Consider the following 16,648-nt stretch of genomic DNA (forward strand, 5'->3'; position numbering starts at 1 on the left):
AATGGGCCGTTATGTGATCCGGCGCCTGATCCAGGCGATACCAGTCCTGCTGGGCGCCACCCTCTTCATCTTCGTCATCGTCTTCGCGCTCCCTGGCGACCCCATCGCGGCGCTGGCCGGCGAGAAGAGACAAGACCCCAACATCGTGATGATCCTGCGGGATCAGTATCACCTCAACGATCCGGTGCTGGTGCAGTACGGGTACTACATCAGCAACATCTTCCTGCACGGCGACTTCGGCAAGACCTTCGCCGGTGTGCCCATCACCCAGTTGATGGCAGGCAAGTTCCAGGTCACGCTGAACCTGGCGCTCGTCGCCCTCGTCATGGAAGCGATCATCGGTGTCCTGCTCGGCCTGTGGGCGGCGCTGCGCCGCGGCCAGGCCATCGACACCATGATCCTGGCCGCGACGCTGCTGCTCATCTCTGTCCCCCCGCTGGTGACCGGCTTCGTGCTGCAGCTGTGGCTGGGCGTCTGGCTGAAGCAGACCGTGGGCACGGAGATCTTCCCGATCGCGGGAATCAACGCGGGGCTGAAATCGTATTTGCTCCCCGGATTCGTGCTGGCGGGTACGTCGATCGCCTATCTCACCCGGCTGACCAGAACAAGCCTGGTGGAGACTCTGAGATCCGACTACATCCGAACAGCGACCGCGAAGGGACTCTCCAGACGAAGAGTCATCGGCCGGCACGGGTTGCGTAACGCGCTGATCCCCCTGGTCACCTATCTGGGCGCCGACCTCGGCACGCTCATGGGCGGTGCGGTGATCACCGAGACGATCTTCAACATCCCGGGTATCGGCCTCCAGATCTATCAAGGCGTATATCTACGAGAGCAACCTATCGTCGTAGGTATCGTGACAATCCTGGTGCTGGTCTACATCGTGGCGAACCTGGTCGTGGACCTGTTGTACGCCGTGCTCGACCCGAGGATCCGCTATGAGTAATGACCCACAGGTCGGACCTGTCCAGACCGTTACCGCGCCGACCCCTCCGGACAAGCTCAAGAAGGAGACGAAGCCCGCGAGTCTCTGGGGCGACGCCTTCTACGACCTGCGACGTCGGCCGATGTTCATCTTCTCCTGCGTCCTCATCGCGATCCTGCTGGTCATGTCGTTCTGGCCGTCGCTGTTCACCTCGATCAACCCCTTCGACGCCAAGACCTGTGAGCTGGCCACGGCCAGGCAGGGGCCGAGCGCGGGCCACATCTTCGGCAAGGACAACCTCGGCTGTGACGTGTACGCCAGGACGATCTTCGGTGCGCGCAACTCGATCGTGATCGGCGTGAGCACCACCATCATCACGGCGATCGTCGGCGGTCTGCTCGGTCTCCTCGCGGGTGCCCGCGGCGGAGCCGTCGACACGGTCACGTCCCGGGTCACGGAGGTCTTCTTCGCGATTCCGTGGATCCTCGGCGCGCTGCTCATCTCGGCCACCTTCAGGGACGCGAACCTGGGCATCTGGATCGTGGTCATCGCGCTGGCGGTGCTGGCCTGGCCGATGACGTTCCGCATCATGCGGGCCGCCGTCATCACCGCCAGGAACCAGGACTTCGTGGTCGCGGCCCGGGCCCTGGGCGCGAGCCAGAGCCGGGTCATGTTCGGGCACCTGCTGCCGAACGCGGTCGCCCCGGTGATCGTCATCGCGACGATCAACCTCGGCGGGTTCATCTCGGCCGAGGCGGCACTGTCATTCCTGGGAGTCGGGGTCCAGTCCCCGGACATCTCCTGGGGTCTGATGATCGCCGACGCTCGCAACCGGTTCCTGGAAGCGCCGCTGCCGCTCGTCTTCCCCGCGGTGTTCCTGAGCATCACGGTGCTCGCGTTCATCATGCTGGGCGACGCCGTACGCGACGCTCTCGACCCGAAGCTCAGGTAGGAAGGGGGTTCAGGTGAGAAAGGCATCAACGGACGTGTTGCCCGCCGAGGGAGGGCTGGGCGACGAGCCGCTGCTCGCCGTGGAGAATCTGCACGTGGAGTTCGCCACCCGCGCGGGCGTCGTGCGTGCGGTCAACGGGGTGAGCTACTCGCTCAGCCCCGGTGAGACTCTCGCCGTGCTGGGAGAGTCGGGTTCGGGCAAGTCCGTGACCGCCCAGGCGATCATGGGCATCCTGGACATGCCGCCGGCGCGCATCCCCAAGGGTGAGATCCGCTTTCGCGGCACCGACCTGCTGAAGCTCTCGGACGAGGCGCGCACCCAGGTGCGTGGCCAGCGGATCTCGATGGTGTTCCAGGACGCGCTGTCCGCGCTCAACCCGGTGTTCACCGTGGGCTGGCAGATCAGCGAGATGTTCCGGGTGCACCGTGGCATGTCCAAGCGCGACGCCTACAACAAGGCGGTCGAGCTGATGGACAAGGTGCGCATCCCGGCCGCCAGGCAGCGCGTCCATGACTATCCGCACCAGTTCTCCGGGGGCATGCGCCAGCGCATCATGATCGCCATGTCGATCGCGCTGGACCCCGAGGTGCTGATCGCGGACGAGCCGACCACCGCGCTCGACGTGACGGTTCAGGCCCAGATCATGGAGCTGCTCGCCGAACTCCAGCGCGAGAGCAACATGGGCATGATCCTCATCACGCACGACCTCGGCGTCGTGGCCGACGTCGCAGACAAGATCGCCGTCATGTACGGCGGGCGGATCGTCGAGAACGCCAGCGTGCACGACATCTACAAGAGCCCGGCCCACCCCTACACCAAGGGGCTGCTGGAGTCGATCCCCCGGGTCGACCTCAAGGGCCAGGAGCTGTACGCGATCAAGGGCCTGCCGCCCAACCTGCTCGACATGCCGACCGGCTGCGCCTTTCATCCGCGATGCCCGTATCGCCAGGACAACTGCGTGACGGACAACCCCCCGCTCTACGAGATCAGCGGCTCGCGCAGCAGCGCCTGTCACTACTGGAGGGAGGTCCTCGATGGCGACCAAGGGTGAGCGGATTCTCGAGGTCCGGGACCTGGTCAAGCACTTCCCGCTGACCCAGGGCATCCTGTTCAAGAAGCAGATCGGCGCGATCAAGGCCGTCGACGGCGTCTCGTTCGACCTCAACAGGGGCGAGACGCTGGGCATCGTGGGCGAGTCGGGCTGCGGCAAGTCCACGCTGGCCAAGGTGCTCATGGCGCTGGAGCGGCCGACCTCCGGCTCGGTGACGATCAACGGCCGGGACATCGCCAAGGCCAAGGGCGCCGAGCTCAAGCGGATGCGGCGCAACATCCAGATGGTGATGCAGGATCCGTACACCTCCCTGAATCCCCGGATGACCGTCGGCGACATCATCGGTGAGCCGTTCGACATCCACACCGAGGTCGCCCCCAAGGGCGACCGCCGCCGCAAGGTGCAGGAGCTGCTGGAGGTCGTGGGGCTCAACCCCGACCACATCAACCGCTACCCGCACCAGTTCTCGGGCGGGCAGCGTCAGCGCATCGGCATCGCCCGCGGGCTGGCGCTCCAGCCGGAGATCATCGTCTGCGACGAGCCGGTCTCCGCGCTCGACGTGTCGATCCAGGCCCAGGTCATCAACCTGCTGGAGCGGCTGCAGAACGAGTTCGACCTGGCGTACATCTTCATCGCCCATGACCTGTCGGTGGTGCGCCACATCTCCGACCGGGTCGCGGTGATGTACCTGGGCAAGGTGGTCGAGCTCGGCAAGGACACCGAGATCTACGACAAGCCCGCCCACCCGTACACGCAGGCGCTGCTGTCGGCCGTGCCGGTCCCCGACCCCGAGGGCCGCGAGCAGCGTGAGCGGATCATCCTGCAGGGCGACCCGCCGTCGCCCGCCAACCCGCCGTCGGGCTGCCGCTTCCGCACCCGCTGCTGGAAGGCGCAGGAGATCTGCGCGGAGGAGGAGCCGCTGCTGCAGATCCGGCAGGGGACGGCGCATGAGAGTGCCTGTCACTTCGCCGAGACGCACGACGTGGTCCACGTCGGCTGATCACCGGCTGATCAGCGACTGATCAGCGACGCCAAGGCCCTCCGCGGGAGCTTCCCGCGGAGGGCCTTGGCGGTTGTGGGGCGGTCTTGGCGGTTGTACGGCGAGCGTCACTATGACGGCCGAGCCGGTCAGCGGGTGGCTATGACGGCCGAGCCGTGACCGAACAGGCCCTGGTTGGCGGCCAAGCCGACCCTGGCGCCTTCGACCTGGCGCTCGCCCGCCCGGCCGCGCAGCTGCCGGGTCAGCTCGCAGACCTGGGCGATGGCCTGGGCGGGGATGGCCTCGCCGAACGAGGCGAGCCCGCCCGACGGGTTCACCGGTACGCGCCCGCCGAGCGCGGTGTCGCCCGCCCGCAGCAGCTTGCCGGCCTCGCCGAGTGGGCAGAGTCCCACGTCCTCGATCCAGTCCAGTTCGAGGGCCGTGGACAGGTCGTACACCTCGGCGAACGAGACGTCGCCCGGCCCGACGCCCGCCTCCTCGTAGGCGGCGTGCGCGATGGCGGCCCTGAAGGGGCGTTCGGGAGGGGGTACGGCGGCGGAGGAGTCGGTCGCGAAGTTCGGCAGCTCCAGGACCGTGTTGGGGAACGTGGGGGTCACCGTCGAGACGGCGGCGATGCGCACTGGGTCTGCCACGCCCAGCCGGCGGGCGTACTCGGGCGAGGTCAGCACCAGCGCGGCGCCGCCGTCCGAGGTCGCGCAGATGTCCATGAGGCGCAGGGGGTCGGCCACCATGGGCGAGGCCAGGACCTCCTCGGCCGTGACGACCTTGCGGTAGCGGGCCATCGGGTTCAGCGAACCGGCCAGGGAGTTCTTGACCTTGACGGCGGCGAAGTCGTCGGTGGTCTCGCCGTACAGGGCCAGCCTTCTACGCGCATAAAGGCCGAAATATGCGGGATTAGTGGCGCCGAGCAGTCGGAACCGCAGCCAGTCGGGGTCGTCCGGGCGGTCGCCGCCGACCGGTTTGAAGAAGCCCTTGGGCGTGGCGTCCGCCCCCACCACCAGCGCCACGTCGCAGAGCCCCGCCATGATCCGCGTGCGCGCGATGTCGATCGCCTGCGCCCCCGACGCGCACGCCGCGTAGCACGAGGCGATGCGCGCGCCTGACCAGCCGAGGGCCTGGGCGTAGGTGGATCCGGCGACGAACCCCGGATAGCCGTTCCTGATCGTGTCGGCGCCCACCAGGAACTGGACGTCGGTCCAGGCGATCCCGGCGTCCCGCAGCGCCTCCCGGGCCGCCGCCACGCCGTACTCCGCGAACGGCCTGCCCTGCTTGCCCCACGGGTGCATGCCCGTACCGAGCACCACGACGCTCACGACGCGCGCCCCCACATCCACACCAGAGGTCCGTCGGCCAGCGGGCCGTGGGTGAGCTCGACCTCCATGCCGACCTCCAGTTCGTCCGCCGTCAGGTCCTTGACCTGCCCCAGCACCACGATGCCCGCGCCGGTCAACTCCACCGCCGCCAGTGTCACGGGCGTGTACGGCTCGGCGGCCACGAACGGCTCGGGCGGCGGGTAGGCGGCGCTCGTGTACGACCAGACGCGGCCGCGTCTCGGCAGCCTGGTCTCCTCCATGGACTCCCCGTCGCAGCGCGGGTTGCGGCAGAACCCGCGCTGCGGCGGGAAGCAGACCGTGCCGCACGCCGCGCACCGGGTGCCGATCAGGTGGGTGCCGTCGTCCTCGATGACGAACCAGCCGTCGATCGCAAGGCTCATAGGGAGGAGTATCACACAAGCGCTTGCTAGGTTACATCCCTCCCGCGCCACCGGTGCCGGACGAGCACCCGGGCCGACATGACCGCCGTCAGCAGCACCATGCCGAGCACCACCGGCAGCCGTGACGACGGTGCCCGGGACGCCGGCGGCCGGGAGACCGGGCCGTCGCCGAAGTAGCCGCCGGTCCCCACACCGGCCCCGGCGGACGCGGTGGCGGGCCTGGCCAGGCGGTCGGCCGCGCGCAGGGCGAGCAGCGCGTTGGCCACCCCGTGCCCGTACGAGCGGTTGTAGCCGTCGGCGGGCCGCCGCCTGGTGCCCTGCTCGATGGCCGTTCGCACGTGGTACGGCGAAAGATCGGGGTACATCGCCTTGATCAGCGCGGCGATGCCCGCCACCATGGCCGCGGCCGAACTCGTCCCGTCGCCCACCACGTACGAGTCGGCGCCGTCGGCGGTCACGATGCCGGTCCCCGGCGCGACCACCGAGAGGTAGTCCTGGCGATTGGAGAACGGCGCCACCTCCAGCCGCCGGTCGACCGCGCCCACCGCGATCACGCCGGGGTAGGCGGCGGGGAAGTTCTTCTTGTTGGTCGTGTCGCCGTCGTTGCCGGACGAGGCCACCAGGACGGCGCCGTGGCTGATGGCGTACTGGACGGCCTCCTCCTCGGCGGCCGAGCCCTCCCAGGAGCCGCTGCCGCCGCCGAGCGACATGCTGATGACGTCGGCGCCGTGGTCGACCGCGTAGCGGATGCCTTTGGCCAGGGCGTCGCGGCCGCCGGCGTGCTGCTTCTGGCGGAGCGGGTCGCCGTTCTCCAGGGTGACCCTGACGGACAGGACGCGGGCGGCGGGGGCGACCCCGATGATCCCGCTGTCCGCGTAACCGCCGCCCGCGGTCCCGGTCGCCACTTGGCCGACCGCTGTCCCGCTCGCTGCGGGATCGCTTGCTGTCCCGGTCGCCGCGAGATCGGTCGCTGTCCCGCTTGCTGCGGGGTCGCCTGCCGCGGGGGCTTCTGCTCTGGGGCCGCCCACCGCGGGGGTGCCTGTTGCGGCCCTACGTGTTGCGGGGGCGTCTGCGGTCCTGCGGCCTGTCGTCCCGCGGGTTACGGTCGGGCCGTCTGGTGTCCCGCCGTTCGCTGTCAGGCTGTTCACTGGTGGGGCAGTGTGGCTGTGGCCGTGGCCGGCGATGAGGCTGGCCATGGCGGTGCCGTGGTGGCCCCACAGGGCCGGTTCGCCGGTGTCGCCGGTCAGGTCGGGCCCGGCGACCACCGCGCCGGCCAGGTCGGGGTGGCGGGCGTTTACGCCGGTGTCCAGGACGGCGACCAGCACGCCGGCGCCCCGGCTCAGCTTCCACGCCTCGGGCAGGCGCAGGGTGGCCAGCTGCCACTGTCCGGCGCGCGCCGCCGAGCCCACGTCATCGGAGGCGCTCGGTCCCGCCCCGGCCACCAGGACCCCCGCCGCCAGGGGCCCGGCCACCAGCAGGCCCACCGCCAGGGGTCCGGCCAACGGCCTGATCATCTGGTCAGACTTCCGTACAGGGCCGTGGCCAGCCGGCGGGCGGTGTCACCGAGGCGTCTGGCGACGAGCTCGCCCGGCTGGTACGGCCGGCCGTCCGCGTACCCGGCGGCCGTCGCCACGACGTAGGCGTCGTTCGAGGAGATCAGCGCGCCGGTGACGTACTGCGACTCGCCGAACCGCTCGGCCGGCCCACCGGGAAAGGCCACCGGCCGCACGGTCGGCAGCCGCCCCGCGCCGGTCCCTGGCCGCCCATCGGGCAGAGGGCCGGTGCCGGTCTCTGACGATCCGACCGGCAGGTAACCCGCGAGGGTCAGTGGGAGGTCGTCCGCCAGGCGGTCAAGGGGCCGGAGGGCGTCAGGGCTGGTCAGTACGGCGATGCCGACCGTCGCCACGAACGTCTGCGTGCTGTCCGCGTACGTGGCGCGTAAGGCCGTGACGCACCCGCGCAGCAGCCGCGCGACCCCGGGTTGGAAGGCGACCCGGCACGGCGACTCCGGGGCGACGCCGGCCAGGACATAGGTCACGCGGGCCCCGGAGGGGCTGGTGCCGGGCACGGAGCTCGGGAACACCCTGGCCACCGGCCACGCGTGCCAGCGCTCCGGCACGGGTGGCTCAGACGACGGCAGGGCCGCGGACAGCAGTGAGAGCAGCACAACAGACAAAGGGAACACGTGCACCTCGCGGGCAGGGGAGGGGTCGCCCGATGCCCGTGCATTCTGACACGCGATCGACGGTCCAATCTGACGCTTCGGTAAACAGGCCGATACGCGGTGTAATTTCCTTTTGGCGGCTTTCGTCTCGCGGAGAGGGCGAGAGCCGCACATGAGCTCGGTCAGGGCGAGGGCGAGGGCGAGAGCCGCACGTGGGCGCCCGGTGGCAGGCCGAGGCGCTGGGCCGCGTCGCCGGAGTTCACGGCTATGGCGATCAGCCCGGCCGAGTCCGCGAAGGCCACCAGCTCGCCCGGCGGCACCGCCGCGAACGTCTCCCGGTACGGCAGCGCCAACTGCCTGCGCCCCAGCCAGACCCCGAGCGTGTCCCCGATCCGCACGCCCAGCGCCGCCAGATCGCCCGCCGCGATCGACAGCTGGGTGTTGCCGTAGCGGTCGACCGAGACCACCTCACCCTCCACGGACCCCTCGCGCAGCTTCGAGGTCGGCTCCGGCAGCGAGACCAGCCGCGAGAGCGGAACCTCGGGTCCCAGCTCGGCCGGTTTGAGTCCGCCGCACAGCCGCCCGGCCACCGGCGAGAACACGTCCCGCCCGTGGAAGGTCGGCGAGACCGGATGCAGGAAGTAGTCGGCGTTGCTGATCTCGTAGGCCGCCTCCGCGCCGCCGCTGGCGTGCATGGCCCACGACAGGAGCCCGTTGTCGGGGCCGATGAACACCCGCCCGCCCGCCTCCACGGCGACCGCCCGCCTGGCTCCGCCCGCGCCGGGGTCGACCGCCCCGATGTGTACGCCCTTCGGGAGATAGGGGATGGTCTGGGAGAGGATGGCGGCGCCGCGCCGTACATCGCCCGATGGGATCAGGTGGCACACGTCGATCACCCTGGCCTCGGGGGCGATCCCGGCTATCACTCCATGACAGGCGGCCACATAGCCATCTTCGAGTCCGTAGTCGGTGAGAAGTGTGATGACTGAGGTCACATTTGGTGACTGTACGTCTCTCAATCCGCCGTGAACACCCGCACTCCGCACATTACGATTGGCACGGGCCCGCGTGCCCACGATGTGATCGTCGCGCGCCCTTTCGAGGAGGACACCATGGACACTGCGCCGGTCAGCGGTGACAGTGCTGCCCAGGAACCGTCCAGACGACCCCTCTCCGAACGCGATCTCGAACTCCTCGCCTTCGAACGCCAATGGCGGCGTTACGCGGGTGCGAAGGAGCAGGCCATCAAGGAGACCTTCGGGTTCTCCGCCACCCGCTACTACCAGCTTCTCGGTGAGCTGATCGATCGGCCGGAGGCGCTCCAGCAGGATCCGATGCTGGTCAAACGGCTGCGCCGGCTGCGTTCCACGCGCCAGCGCGAGCGCGCCGCCAGACGGTTTGGCATGCGTCCCTGACCTGCTGGGTAAGGCAGGCGCGTGAAGAACATCAGACAAACGGGATCACCCGGTACGGAAGCGATCCTGAAGGATCCGGCGGGAGCCGTGATCGGGCTCGACTTCGACGGCACCCTCGCGCCGATCGTGGCCGATCCCGCCTCCGCCAGGATCCATCCGGAAGCGCCGCCCGTACTCGCCGAGCTGGGCAGGTACGTCAATGCGGTGGCGATCGTGACCGGCCGGCCGGTGGCCACGGCTCTCGAACTCGGGACCGGCCTGGCCGACGCGCCCAGCCTGGCCGACGTGCCCGGCCTGGTGGTGCTGGGACATTACGGGTTCGAGCGCTGGGAGGACGGCCGGGTCTCGGCGCCGCCGCCCCCGCCCGGCGTGCTCGAGGCCGAGGCCGAGCTGCAACTGCTGCTCGTCTCCCTCGGCGTGAAAGGCGTGGCGATCGAGGACAAGGGCCGGGCGGTCGCCGTGCACACCCGGCGCAGCGCCGACCCCGAGGGCACGCTGCAGGCCCTGCGCGAGCCGCTGGCCGCGCTGGCGAAGAAGCACGGGCTGGTCGTCGAGCCCGGCCGGCTGGTGCTCGAACTACGCCCGCCGGGCATGGACAAGGGGCACGCGCTCGGCCTGTTCCTGGCCGAGCGGGCGGCCAGGTCGGTCATGTTCGTCGGCGACGACCTGGGCGATCTGGCGGCCTTCGACGCGGTCAGGAACTCAGGGTTGCCGGGGGTGAATGTGTGCAGCGGCTCCGCCGAGGTGACCGCGCTGGCCGAGCGGGCCGACATCGTGGTGGACGGCCCCGACGGCGTGGTGTCCCTGCTGCGGGAGCTCGCGTCGGCTTTCAAGGGGCACTGATTCGCGCTAACTCGCCGACAAGTACGCAACCCGCGTGCAAGCGCGCGCCAGTACGGTCGCGGGATGTCGAAGAGATACCTCGCCGTGGCGGGCCTGTCCGTGGCCGCCGCCCTCCTCGTCCCGGCCGTCCCCGCCTCCGCGAGCGCCGCGAGCACCGCGAACCATCCGCTCAAGCTGCGCCAAGGGCTGACGCTGTCCCTTCCGAGCTCATGGAAGGTGTACGGCAAGGGCGACTGGATCCATGTCGTCACCGGCAAGTGCGCCAAGCCCAAGGGGGCGTACTTCACGCCGGAGTGCCGCGGCTTCTGGGTGCTCGGGCCCGCGGCCATCAAGGTGGGTCACGAGCTCAACCCGTACACGCCCGACCGGCCCTTCTACTCGGCGACCGACGTGGAGCCCTGCCCGCTCAACCGCAAGTGGGGCCAGACGTTCAACGGCGCGGCGGCCAAGGGACTGCGCCAGGTCGGGCCCGGTCACAAGGCGTACTACCGCGCGTGGAAGGGCACCTGCGTCACCGGGACGGGCAAGAAGCGGGCCACCTTCGTCCAGCGGGAGTGGTACCTGCCCAAGAGCGGCATCCTCGTCGTCGACTCATGGAACACCCCCGGCCTGCCCGGCGTACTCAAGCACGCGACCTGGCGATAAGCGCCCCCGGCCTGCTCACGTACGCGGCCTGGCGATACGCGCTCAGGCGCGCGGCCTGGCGATGAGCACACCGCCGGCGGCCAGGCCGATGAGGACGGGAACCAGCAGGAACGCGTTCCAGGTGCCGAAGCCGTCGGCGAGCGCGCCGAGCGCGAGCGGGCCGAGGGCCATCGCGGACCCGGCCCAGATCGGCGCGGCCGCGCCGGCCCGGTCGGGCCGGTCGCCCGCGTGCGTGATCAGCGCGGCCAGCGCGAGCGGGAAGTGCAGGGACGCGCCGAGCCCGCTGAGCGCGAGGCCCGCGTAGGACAGGACGGGCCAGGTGCTCAACCAGAAGAGCAACCAGCCCACCGCGGTGACCGCCAGCGCGCCCAGGAAGAGCCGCGCGGGTGGCAGGCGTAAGGCCAGGTACGCGCCGGCGAACCGGCCCGCCGCCAGCCCGGCCAGGAACGCGGTCAGCCCGGTCGCGGCGGCGGCCGCGCTCAGGCCGGTGCGCGCGGCGAACAGTTCGGCGGCCCACAAGTTGAACGAGAACTCCAGCGCCACGCAGCAGCTCAGCACGCCGCCCGCCACCAAGAAGCGCCACCCGGGCGGCGCCGGTCGCTCGCCGGTGGGCGAGACCGCCACGGTCGTGGCCGGAGGCCAGACCCGCGCCATCGTCACGACCAGCAGCGCGGTGAGCGCGGGGGTGAGGAGTAGCGCGGCCCGCCAGCCGAGCGTGGTCTGCGCGACCGCGCTGAGCAGGAAGGTCGCGGCCACGCCCGCCACGACGCCGACGGCGTTCGCCTCGCTCAGCGCGGCCGGCCCGGCCGGCCCGTGGTGCTCGCTGAGTGCGGCCATGGCGCTGTAGAGGGCGATCGAGCCGAAGCCGCCGGCCACGCCATAGCCGAGCAGCGTCAGGGGCAGCGCGGAGAACAGCACGATCAGGAGCACGCCCGCGTTCATCCCGGCCAGGCCGATCCAGGTGGTGGTCCGCCTGCCGTAGCGCCTGGTGAGGAGCGGGAGGGAGAGGCCGGCCAGGATGGTGCCCACGGCCATCGCGGTGCCGTGCAGGCCGGCGACCGTGCCGGAGGTGCGCTGCTGGAGGCGGAGGAGCGGCAGGGCCGCGCTCAGGCCGTAGACGAAGGTGGCGAACGTACCGAGGATCAGGTAGATCAGCCAGGTCGGCCGGTCCCTGGTCAGCCGGGTGCTCTCTGAGATCGCCGACATGCTAGGCCAGCGCGTCCAGCTGGGCGGCGAACCACTTCTGCGGCGGGAGCGCGGTGGCCGCCGCCTCCAGCCGGTCGCGGCGGTTCATGCGCTCCTCCTCGGGCATGACCAGCGCGTCGTGCAGCGCGACGGCCGTGCCGCTCACGTCGTAGGGGTTGACCAGGAGCGCGTGCGGGCCCAGCTCGGCCGCCGCGCCCGCCTCGCGCGAGAGCACCAGCGCGGCCCGCGGCGACAGGATCGGGCCCTCCTTGGCCACCAGGTTCATGCCGTCGCGGATCGGGTTGACCAGCAGCACGTCGGCCAGCCGGTAGGCGGCCAGCGAGCGCGGGTAGTCGTCGTTGACGTTGAGTATCAGCGGGTCCCAGTCCTCGGTGCCGAACTCGTCCTCGATCTCCTGGGCGCAGCGCTGCACCGAGGCGGTGTATTCGCGGTATTCGGGCAGGTCGTGCCGGCTGGGATAGGCGAACGCCAGATGCACCACCCGGCCGTGCCATTCCGGGTGGGCGAGCAGGAACTCCCGGTAGGCCACCAGCCCGCGGACGATGTTCTTGGACAGCTCGGTGCGGTCGATGCGGACGATCAGCCGGCGGTCGCCGACCTGCTCCTTGATCGCGGCGATGTTGGACTCGACGTCGGGTTCGTGGGCCCGTGCCCACAGCGCCTCGCCGTCGACGCCGAGGCCGTGCACGCCGATGCGGGTGGTCCTGCCCTCATGGGTGACCGTACGGCCGGCCCGGTCGACCTCCGCGCCGAGCAGGGCGCGGCAGCAGTCCATGAACGCCCCCGCCCAGCGTTCGGTGAGGAAACCGGCGTGGTCGGCGCCCAGGATGCCTTCGAGCACCTCGCGCGCGACATCGTCGGGCAGCAGCGAGAAGTATTCGGGCGGCGCCCACGGCGTGTGGCTGAAGTGCGCGATGCGCAGGTCGGGCCGTTCGGCGCGGAGCATCGCCGGGGTCAACGTGAGGTGGTAGTCCTGGACCATCACGCGGGCCTCGTGCCCGGCCTCCTCGGCCAGCGCCAGCGCGAACGCGCCGTTGTAGTCGCGATAGGACTCCCATTCGCGCTCGAACCTGGTGCCGAACAGCGGCGCGTTGGGAATGTCGTAGAGCAGGTGGTTGACGAACCACAGCGTGGAATTGGCCACGGCGTTGTAGGCGCGGTGGAAGGTGGCCGGCGGGATGTCGAGCATCCGCAGCGCGCCGGTGTCGTAGCCGGCTTGGTCGAGCCGACCGCCGGGCGCCTGGCGTACGGCACCACGGTCACCGTCGGACAAAGCAGCGCAGACCCACAGCACGCCGTCGTCCTTCAGGACCCCGGAGAGCCCGGACACCAGGCCGCCACCGCCACGCTTCATCGTCAGCACACCGTCGTCGGAGACGGTGAACGAGACGGGTCCTCTGTTAGAGGCGACCAGGACGCTGTTCATTAAAGCTCCCTCCGACCATAGGATCCCAGCTATGGCGCTTGATGACCTAACCGAGGAACTCGCCCGCTCCGCCGCTGCCGGAGATCATCGCGCACTCGGCGAGCTCCTGAGGCGGATCGAACCCGACGTGCTGCGCCATTGCGCCCGAATCCTGCCCTACCACCAGGATGCGGAAGAGGCCTCCCAGGACACACTGCTGGCCGTGGCGCGCAACATCGGGCGCTTCGAGGGGCGGGCCAGGTTCAGCACCTGGCTGCACATCGTGACGGCCAACTGCGCCCGTACGACGTACCGCACGCTGAAGCGCCGCTCGGCCGAGCAGACCTCCGACGAGCTCCCCATGCAGAAGCCCGACGCGCGGCGGGTCAGCGTGATCGCCGGGTCGCGGCTCGACCTGCTCGACGCGATGGAGTCGCTGGAGGCCAGCAAGCCCGACCTGGCCCAGGCCCTCGTGCTGCGCGACATCGTGCAGCTCGACTACAACGAGGTCGCCGAGCAGCTCGGCATCCCGCTCGGCACCGCGAAGTCGCGCATCCACCAGGCGCGCAAGTACGTGCAGGGCGTACTGGGGGAGGACTATCGCTGAGACCGTACGTCTCGCTTCGTGAGACGGTTGGTGGCTTGACGCGCCTGGCCAGGTAGAGTCAGGCCAAACAACTGAATATTGCTCATCCAGAGGGGTGGAGGGACCGGCCCTGCGAAGCCCCGGCAACCCTCCCGGATTCAGACTCGCTACAGGGCGAGGCCGACCGGGACAGGTGCCAATTCCGGTCTGCGGTCAAGGTGGCCGCAGGCGAAGATGAGGGAAGGCCTCGCTTCATGTCGCACGACTTCGGACCCGCTGTAGCCCTTTCTTGCCGCGAGTGCGGCACCCGTTACGAACTCGGCCCCAGCTTCGCCTGCCTGGAGTGTTTCGGGCCGCTCGAAGCGGCCTACTCCTTCGGTGACGTCACCCGGAAGGACATCGAGTCCGGCCCCGCCAACATCTGGCGCTACCGCTCGCTTCTCCCCGTTCCCGTCGACGTCGCCACCAAGCCGAACATGAACCCCGGCTGGACCAAGCTCGTCAAGGCCGGCAACCTCGGCCGCGCGCTGGGCATCAAGTCCCTGTACGTCAAGGACGACTCGGGCAACCCCACCCACTCCTTCAAGGACCGGGTGGTGGCCATCGCCGTCGAGGCGGCGCGTAACTTCGGGTTCCACACCCTTTCCTGCTCCTCCACCGGCAACCTCGCGGGCGCGGTCACGGCCGCCGCCGCAAGGGCCGGGCTCGACGCCTGCGTGTTCATCCCCGCCGGGCTGGAGCAGGCCAAGATCGCCATGGCCCGGGTGTTCGGCGGCAAGCTGGTCGCGATCGACGGCTCCTACGACGAGGTCAACCGGTTCTGCTCCGAGCTCATCGGCGACCCGCTGGGCGACAAGTGGGGCTTCGTCAACGTCAACCTGCGGCCCTACTACGCCGAGGGCTCCAAGACGCTGGCCTACGAGATCGCCGAGCAGCTCGGCTGGCGGCTGCCCGAGCAGATCATCATCCCGGTGGCCTCCGGCTCCCAGCTCACCAAGATCGACAAGGGTTTCAAGGAGCTGATCGCGCTCGGCCTGGTCGAGGACCGGCCCTACAAGATCTTCGCCGCGCAGGCCAAGGGTTGCTCTCCCGTGTCGACCGCCTACAAGGCCGGCCACGACGTGGTCCAGCCGGTCAAGCCCGACACCATCGCCAAGTCGCTGGCCATCGGCAACCCCGCCGACGGCCCGTACGTGCTCGACATCGCCCGCCGCACCGGCGGGGCGGTGGAGGACGTCACGGACCCCGAGATCGTCGCCGCCATCAAGCTGCTGGCCTCTACGGAGGGCATCTTCGCCGAGACGGCCGGCGGCGTCACCGTGGGAGTGCTGAAGAAGCTCGTCGAGACCGGGCAGCTCGACCCGGAGGCCGAGACCGTGGTGCTCAACACCGGCGACGGGCTCAAGACGCTCGACGCCGTCGCCGACGACGCCCAGCCCACGGCAGTGATCCGGCCCTCGCTCGACGCGTTCCGCGCGGCTGTCTGACAACCAGGAAAGGCAAGTTAATCATGAGCGTTTCTGTGCGGATTCCCACCATTCTGCGCACCTACACCGGTGGTAACGCGGAAGTGAGTGGGGAGGGCGCGACTCTCCGTGACGTGCTGGCGAAGCTCGACTCCGACTACCCGGGGATCGGCGCGAGAATTCTGGATGAATCGGGCAAGATTCGTCGTTTTGTCAACGTTTATGTTGGCGAAGAGGATGTCCGTTTTGTCGACGGACTTGACACGCCCGCCCCCGAAGGCGTGCAGATCTCCATCATCCCGGCGGTCGCCGGAGGGTAGTCACCCGCTCACTTCAGAAGGCGCTCCCATCTGGGGCGCCTTCTGTTTTTTCCGACAATTCAACGTTGAACGACTCACTCGCCGATGAAATGCGTAATTTGTTGATTGACTCTGTTGCCAAACGCTGTGCCACAGGTATGGTCGAGGGCGATCGTCTGGTGATTTCTCCCATATGTCAGGCGATTGAGGGTCTCGCGTAGGAATGGGCGAGATCTATGAGCCCAGTAAGAGGAGTCGGAAGTGGCGCAGGGCACCGTCAAGTGGTTCAACGCGGACAAGGGCTACGGCTTCATCGCGGTAGACGGTGGCAAGGATGTATTTGTCCATTACTCAGCGATCATGATGGATGGCTATCGCTCGCTCGAACAAGGCCAGCGCGTCGAGTTCGAGATCACGCAGGGGCAGAAGGGCCCCCAAGCGGAGTCCGTGCGAGCGGTCTGAACTCACGAAGCTGGTATGTACCGGCAGGTCGCACGGCAGCGCAGTCCGGGCGAAACCGCCACTCATCCTTCGTCGACTCGGCTACGGCGGGTCCGGACGGGCCCGCCGTACTGACTGACCTGGGCATGCGGGTGTCTCAGCTTGCACTCGGCAGGGTAGAGTGCTAAACAGTTCGTTGGCACTCTCTGTTCGAGAGTGCCAACACTGGATCGGGACGATGGGGTCTGCCGAACGGAGATGCAGGCCCATGCCGTCGCGGGCGTCGGCTCGGTCCATTGAAGCCACCCTGCATCTGGGAGGTCTAGCCTTATGGCAGCCAAGATGATCGCGTTTGACGAGGACGCCCGGCGCGGTCTCGAGCGCGGCATGAACCAGCTGGCCGACGCGGTCAAGGTGACCCTGGGTCCCAAGGGCCGCAACGTCGTGCTGGAGAAGAAGTGGGGCGCTCCCACGATCACCAACGATGGTGTGTCCATCGCCAAGGAGATCGAGCTCGAGGACCCGTGGGAGAAGAT

Annotated in this window: 19 protein-coding genes and 1 riboswitch; of the genes, 12 read left to right on the forward strand and 7 right to left on the reverse strand. The window is 69.3% G+C overall.

Annotated features, from left to right (window positions below; translation table 11 throughout):
• Nucleotide 1 precedes the first annotated feature (1 nt).
• From ACIBO2_RS58210 to ACIBO2_RS58225, 4 genes are read left to right on the forward strand one after another with little or no spacing between them, the layout of a single operon-like run.
• Complete coding sequence (locus ACIBO2_RS58210; RefSeq protein ID WP_358557839.1) at nt 2-946, forward strand: ABC transporter permease; 945 nt, start codon at nt 2-4, stop codon at nt 944-946.
• Nucleotides 939-1,877 carry an ABC transporter permease gene (locus ACIBO2_RS58215; protein ID WP_358557836.1) on the forward strand — a complete coding sequence of 313 codons (939 nt, stop codon included), beginning with the start codon at nt 939-941 and terminating at the stop codon, nt 1,875-1,877. The genes ACIBO2_RS58210 and ACIBO2_RS58215 overlap by 8 nt, the downstream gene beginning before the upstream one ends.
• 13 nt (nt 1,878-1,890) lie before the next feature.
• A complete protein-coding gene (locus tag ACIBO2_RS58220) occupies nt 1,891-2,928 on the forward strand; it encodes an ABC transporter ATP-binding protein (RefSeq protein WP_358557833.1) in 1,038 nt (345 codons plus the stop codon).
• Nucleotides 2,912-3,928, forward strand: a complete 1,017-nt coding sequence (locus tag ACIBO2_RS58225; RefSeq protein WP_358557830.1) for a dipeptide ABC transporter ATP-binding protein — start codon at nt 2,912-2,914, stop codon at nt 3,926-3,928. Before ACIBO2_RS58220 ends, ACIBO2_RS58225 begins: the two co-directional genes overlap by 17 nt.
• Nucleotides 3,929-4,056: 128 nt before the next feature.
• Here ACIBO2_RS58225 and ACIBO2_RS58230 read toward each other — a convergent pair whose 3' ends face one another.
• From ACIBO2_RS58230 to ACIBO2_RS58250, 5 genes are all read right to left on the reverse strand, one after another.
• Complete coding sequence (locus ACIBO2_RS58230; protein ID WP_397305309.1) at nt 4,057-5,214, reverse strand: lipid-transfer protein; 1,158 nt, start codon at nt 5,212-5,214, stop codon at nt 4,057-4,059.
• A 23-nt stretch (nt 5,215-5,237) separates the two neighbouring features.
• A complete protein-coding gene (locus ACIBO2_RS58235; protein WP_358557824.1) occupies nt 5,238-5,642 on the reverse strand; it encodes an OB-fold domain-containing protein in 405 nt (134 codons plus the stop codon).
• Nucleotides 5,643-5,668: 26 nt separating this feature from the next.
• Nucleotides 5,669-7,156, reverse strand: coding sequence for a S8 family serine peptidase (locus ACIBO2_RS58240; RefSeq protein ID WP_397305300.1), 1,488 nt, complete (start codon nt 7,154-7,156; stop codon nt 5,669-5,671).
• Nucleotides 7,153-7,818 carry a hypothetical protein gene (locus ACIBO2_RS58245; RefSeq protein WP_397305302.1) on the reverse strand — a complete coding sequence of 222 codons (666 nt, stop codon included), beginning with the start codon at nt 7,816-7,818 and terminating at the stop codon, nt 7,153-7,155. The genes ACIBO2_RS58240 and ACIBO2_RS58245 overlap by 4 nt, the downstream gene beginning before the upstream one ends.
• A gap of 170 nt (nt 7,819-7,988) precedes the next feature.
• Nucleotides 7,989-8,801 carry an S-adenosyl-l-methionine hydroxide adenosyltransferase family protein gene (locus ACIBO2_RS58250; protein ID WP_397305303.1) on the reverse strand — a complete coding sequence of 271 codons (813 nt, stop codon included), beginning with the start codon at nt 8,799-8,801 and terminating at the stop codon, nt 7,989-7,991.
• Nucleotides 8,802-8,918: 117 nt separating this feature from the next.
• On the opposite strand from ACIBO2_RS58250, the gene ACIBO2_RS58255 reads away from it, so the two are divergent.
• The 3 genes from ACIBO2_RS58255 to ACIBO2_RS58265 all read left to right on the forward strand — a co-directional run bounded on the left by ACIBO2_RS58255 (nt 8,919) and on the right by ACIBO2_RS58265 (nt 10,709).
• A complete protein-coding gene (locus ACIBO2_RS58255; protein WP_358557884.1) occupies nt 8,919-9,221 on the forward strand; it encodes a DUF3263 domain-containing protein in 303 nt (100 codons plus the stop codon).
• 30 nt (nt 9,222-9,251) lie between these two features.
• Entirely contained in the window at nt 9,252-10,064 is an 813-nt protein-coding gene (gene otsB / locus ACIBO2_RS58260) for a trehalose-phosphatase (protein ID WP_397305310.1), read from the forward strand.
• 63 nt (nt 10,065-10,127) lie between these two features.
• Nucleotides 10,128-10,709 (forward strand): hypothetical protein, encoded by a 582-nt coding sequence (locus ACIBO2_RS58265; protein ID WP_358557810.1) that lies wholly within the window; start codon nt 10,128-10,130, stop codon nt 10,707-10,709.
• Between the two features lie 42 nt (nt 10,710-10,751).
• Here the strand turns inward: ACIBO2_RS58265 and ACIBO2_RS58270 are convergent, their stop codons facing one another.
• Complete coding sequence (locus ACIBO2_RS58270) at nt 10,752-11,915, reverse strand: MFS transporter (protein ID WP_358557808.1); 1,164 nt, start codon at nt 11,913-11,915, stop codon at nt 10,752-10,754.
• Between the two features lies 1 nt (nt 11,916).
• Nucleotides 11,917-13,341 carry a trehalose-6-phosphate synthase gene (locus ACIBO2_RS58275; protein ID WP_358557805.1) on the reverse strand — a complete coding sequence of 475 codons (1,425 nt, stop codon included), beginning with the start codon at nt 13,339-13,341 and terminating at the stop codon, nt 11,917-11,919.
• Nucleotides 13,342-13,372: 31 nt separating this feature from the next.
• On the opposite strand from ACIBO2_RS58275, the gene ACIBO2_RS58280 reads away from it, so the two are divergent.
• From ACIBO2_RS58280 to ACIBO2_RS58300, 5 genes are all read left to right on the forward strand, one after another.
• Nucleotides 13,373-13,927, forward strand: a complete 555-nt coding sequence (locus tag ACIBO2_RS58280; RefSeq protein WP_357961758.1) for an RNA polymerase sigma factor — start codon at nt 13,373-13,375, stop codon at nt 13,925-13,927.
• Nucleotides 13,928-14,006: 79 nt separating this feature from the next.
• Nucleotides 14,007-14,147, forward strand: a riboswitch (SAM riboswitch).
• Nucleotides 14,148-14,160: 13 nt separating this feature from the next.
• Nucleotides 14,161-15,393, forward strand: a complete 1,233-nt coding sequence (gene thrC / locus ACIBO2_RS58285; RefSeq protein WP_397305305.1) for a threonine synthase — start codon at nt 14,161-14,163, stop codon at nt 15,391-15,393.
• 23 nt (nt 15,394-15,416) lie between these two features.
• Nucleotides 15,417-15,692, forward strand: a complete 276-nt coding sequence (locus ACIBO2_RS58290; protein ID WP_358449644.1) for a MoaD/ThiS family protein — start codon at nt 15,417-15,419, stop codon at nt 15,690-15,692.
• A gap of 240 nt (nt 15,693-15,932) precedes the next feature.
• Nucleotides 15,933-16,133 carry a cold-shock protein gene (locus ACIBO2_RS58295; protein WP_068927743.1) on the forward strand — a complete coding sequence of 67 codons (201 nt, stop codon included), beginning with the start codon at nt 15,933-15,935 and terminating at the stop codon, nt 16,131-16,133.
• A gap of 309 nt (nt 16,134-16,442) precedes the next feature.
• A partial coding sequence (locus tag ACIBO2_RS58300) for a TCP-1/cpn60 chaperonin family protein (protein ID WP_397305307.1) occupies nt 16,443-16,648 on the forward strand: 206 nt, incomplete at its 3' end.

The organism is Nonomuraea sp. NPDC050022, assembly GCF_044460705.1.
GTDB lineage: Bacteria > Actinomycetota > Actinomycetes > Streptosporangiales > Streptosporangiaceae > Nonomuraea.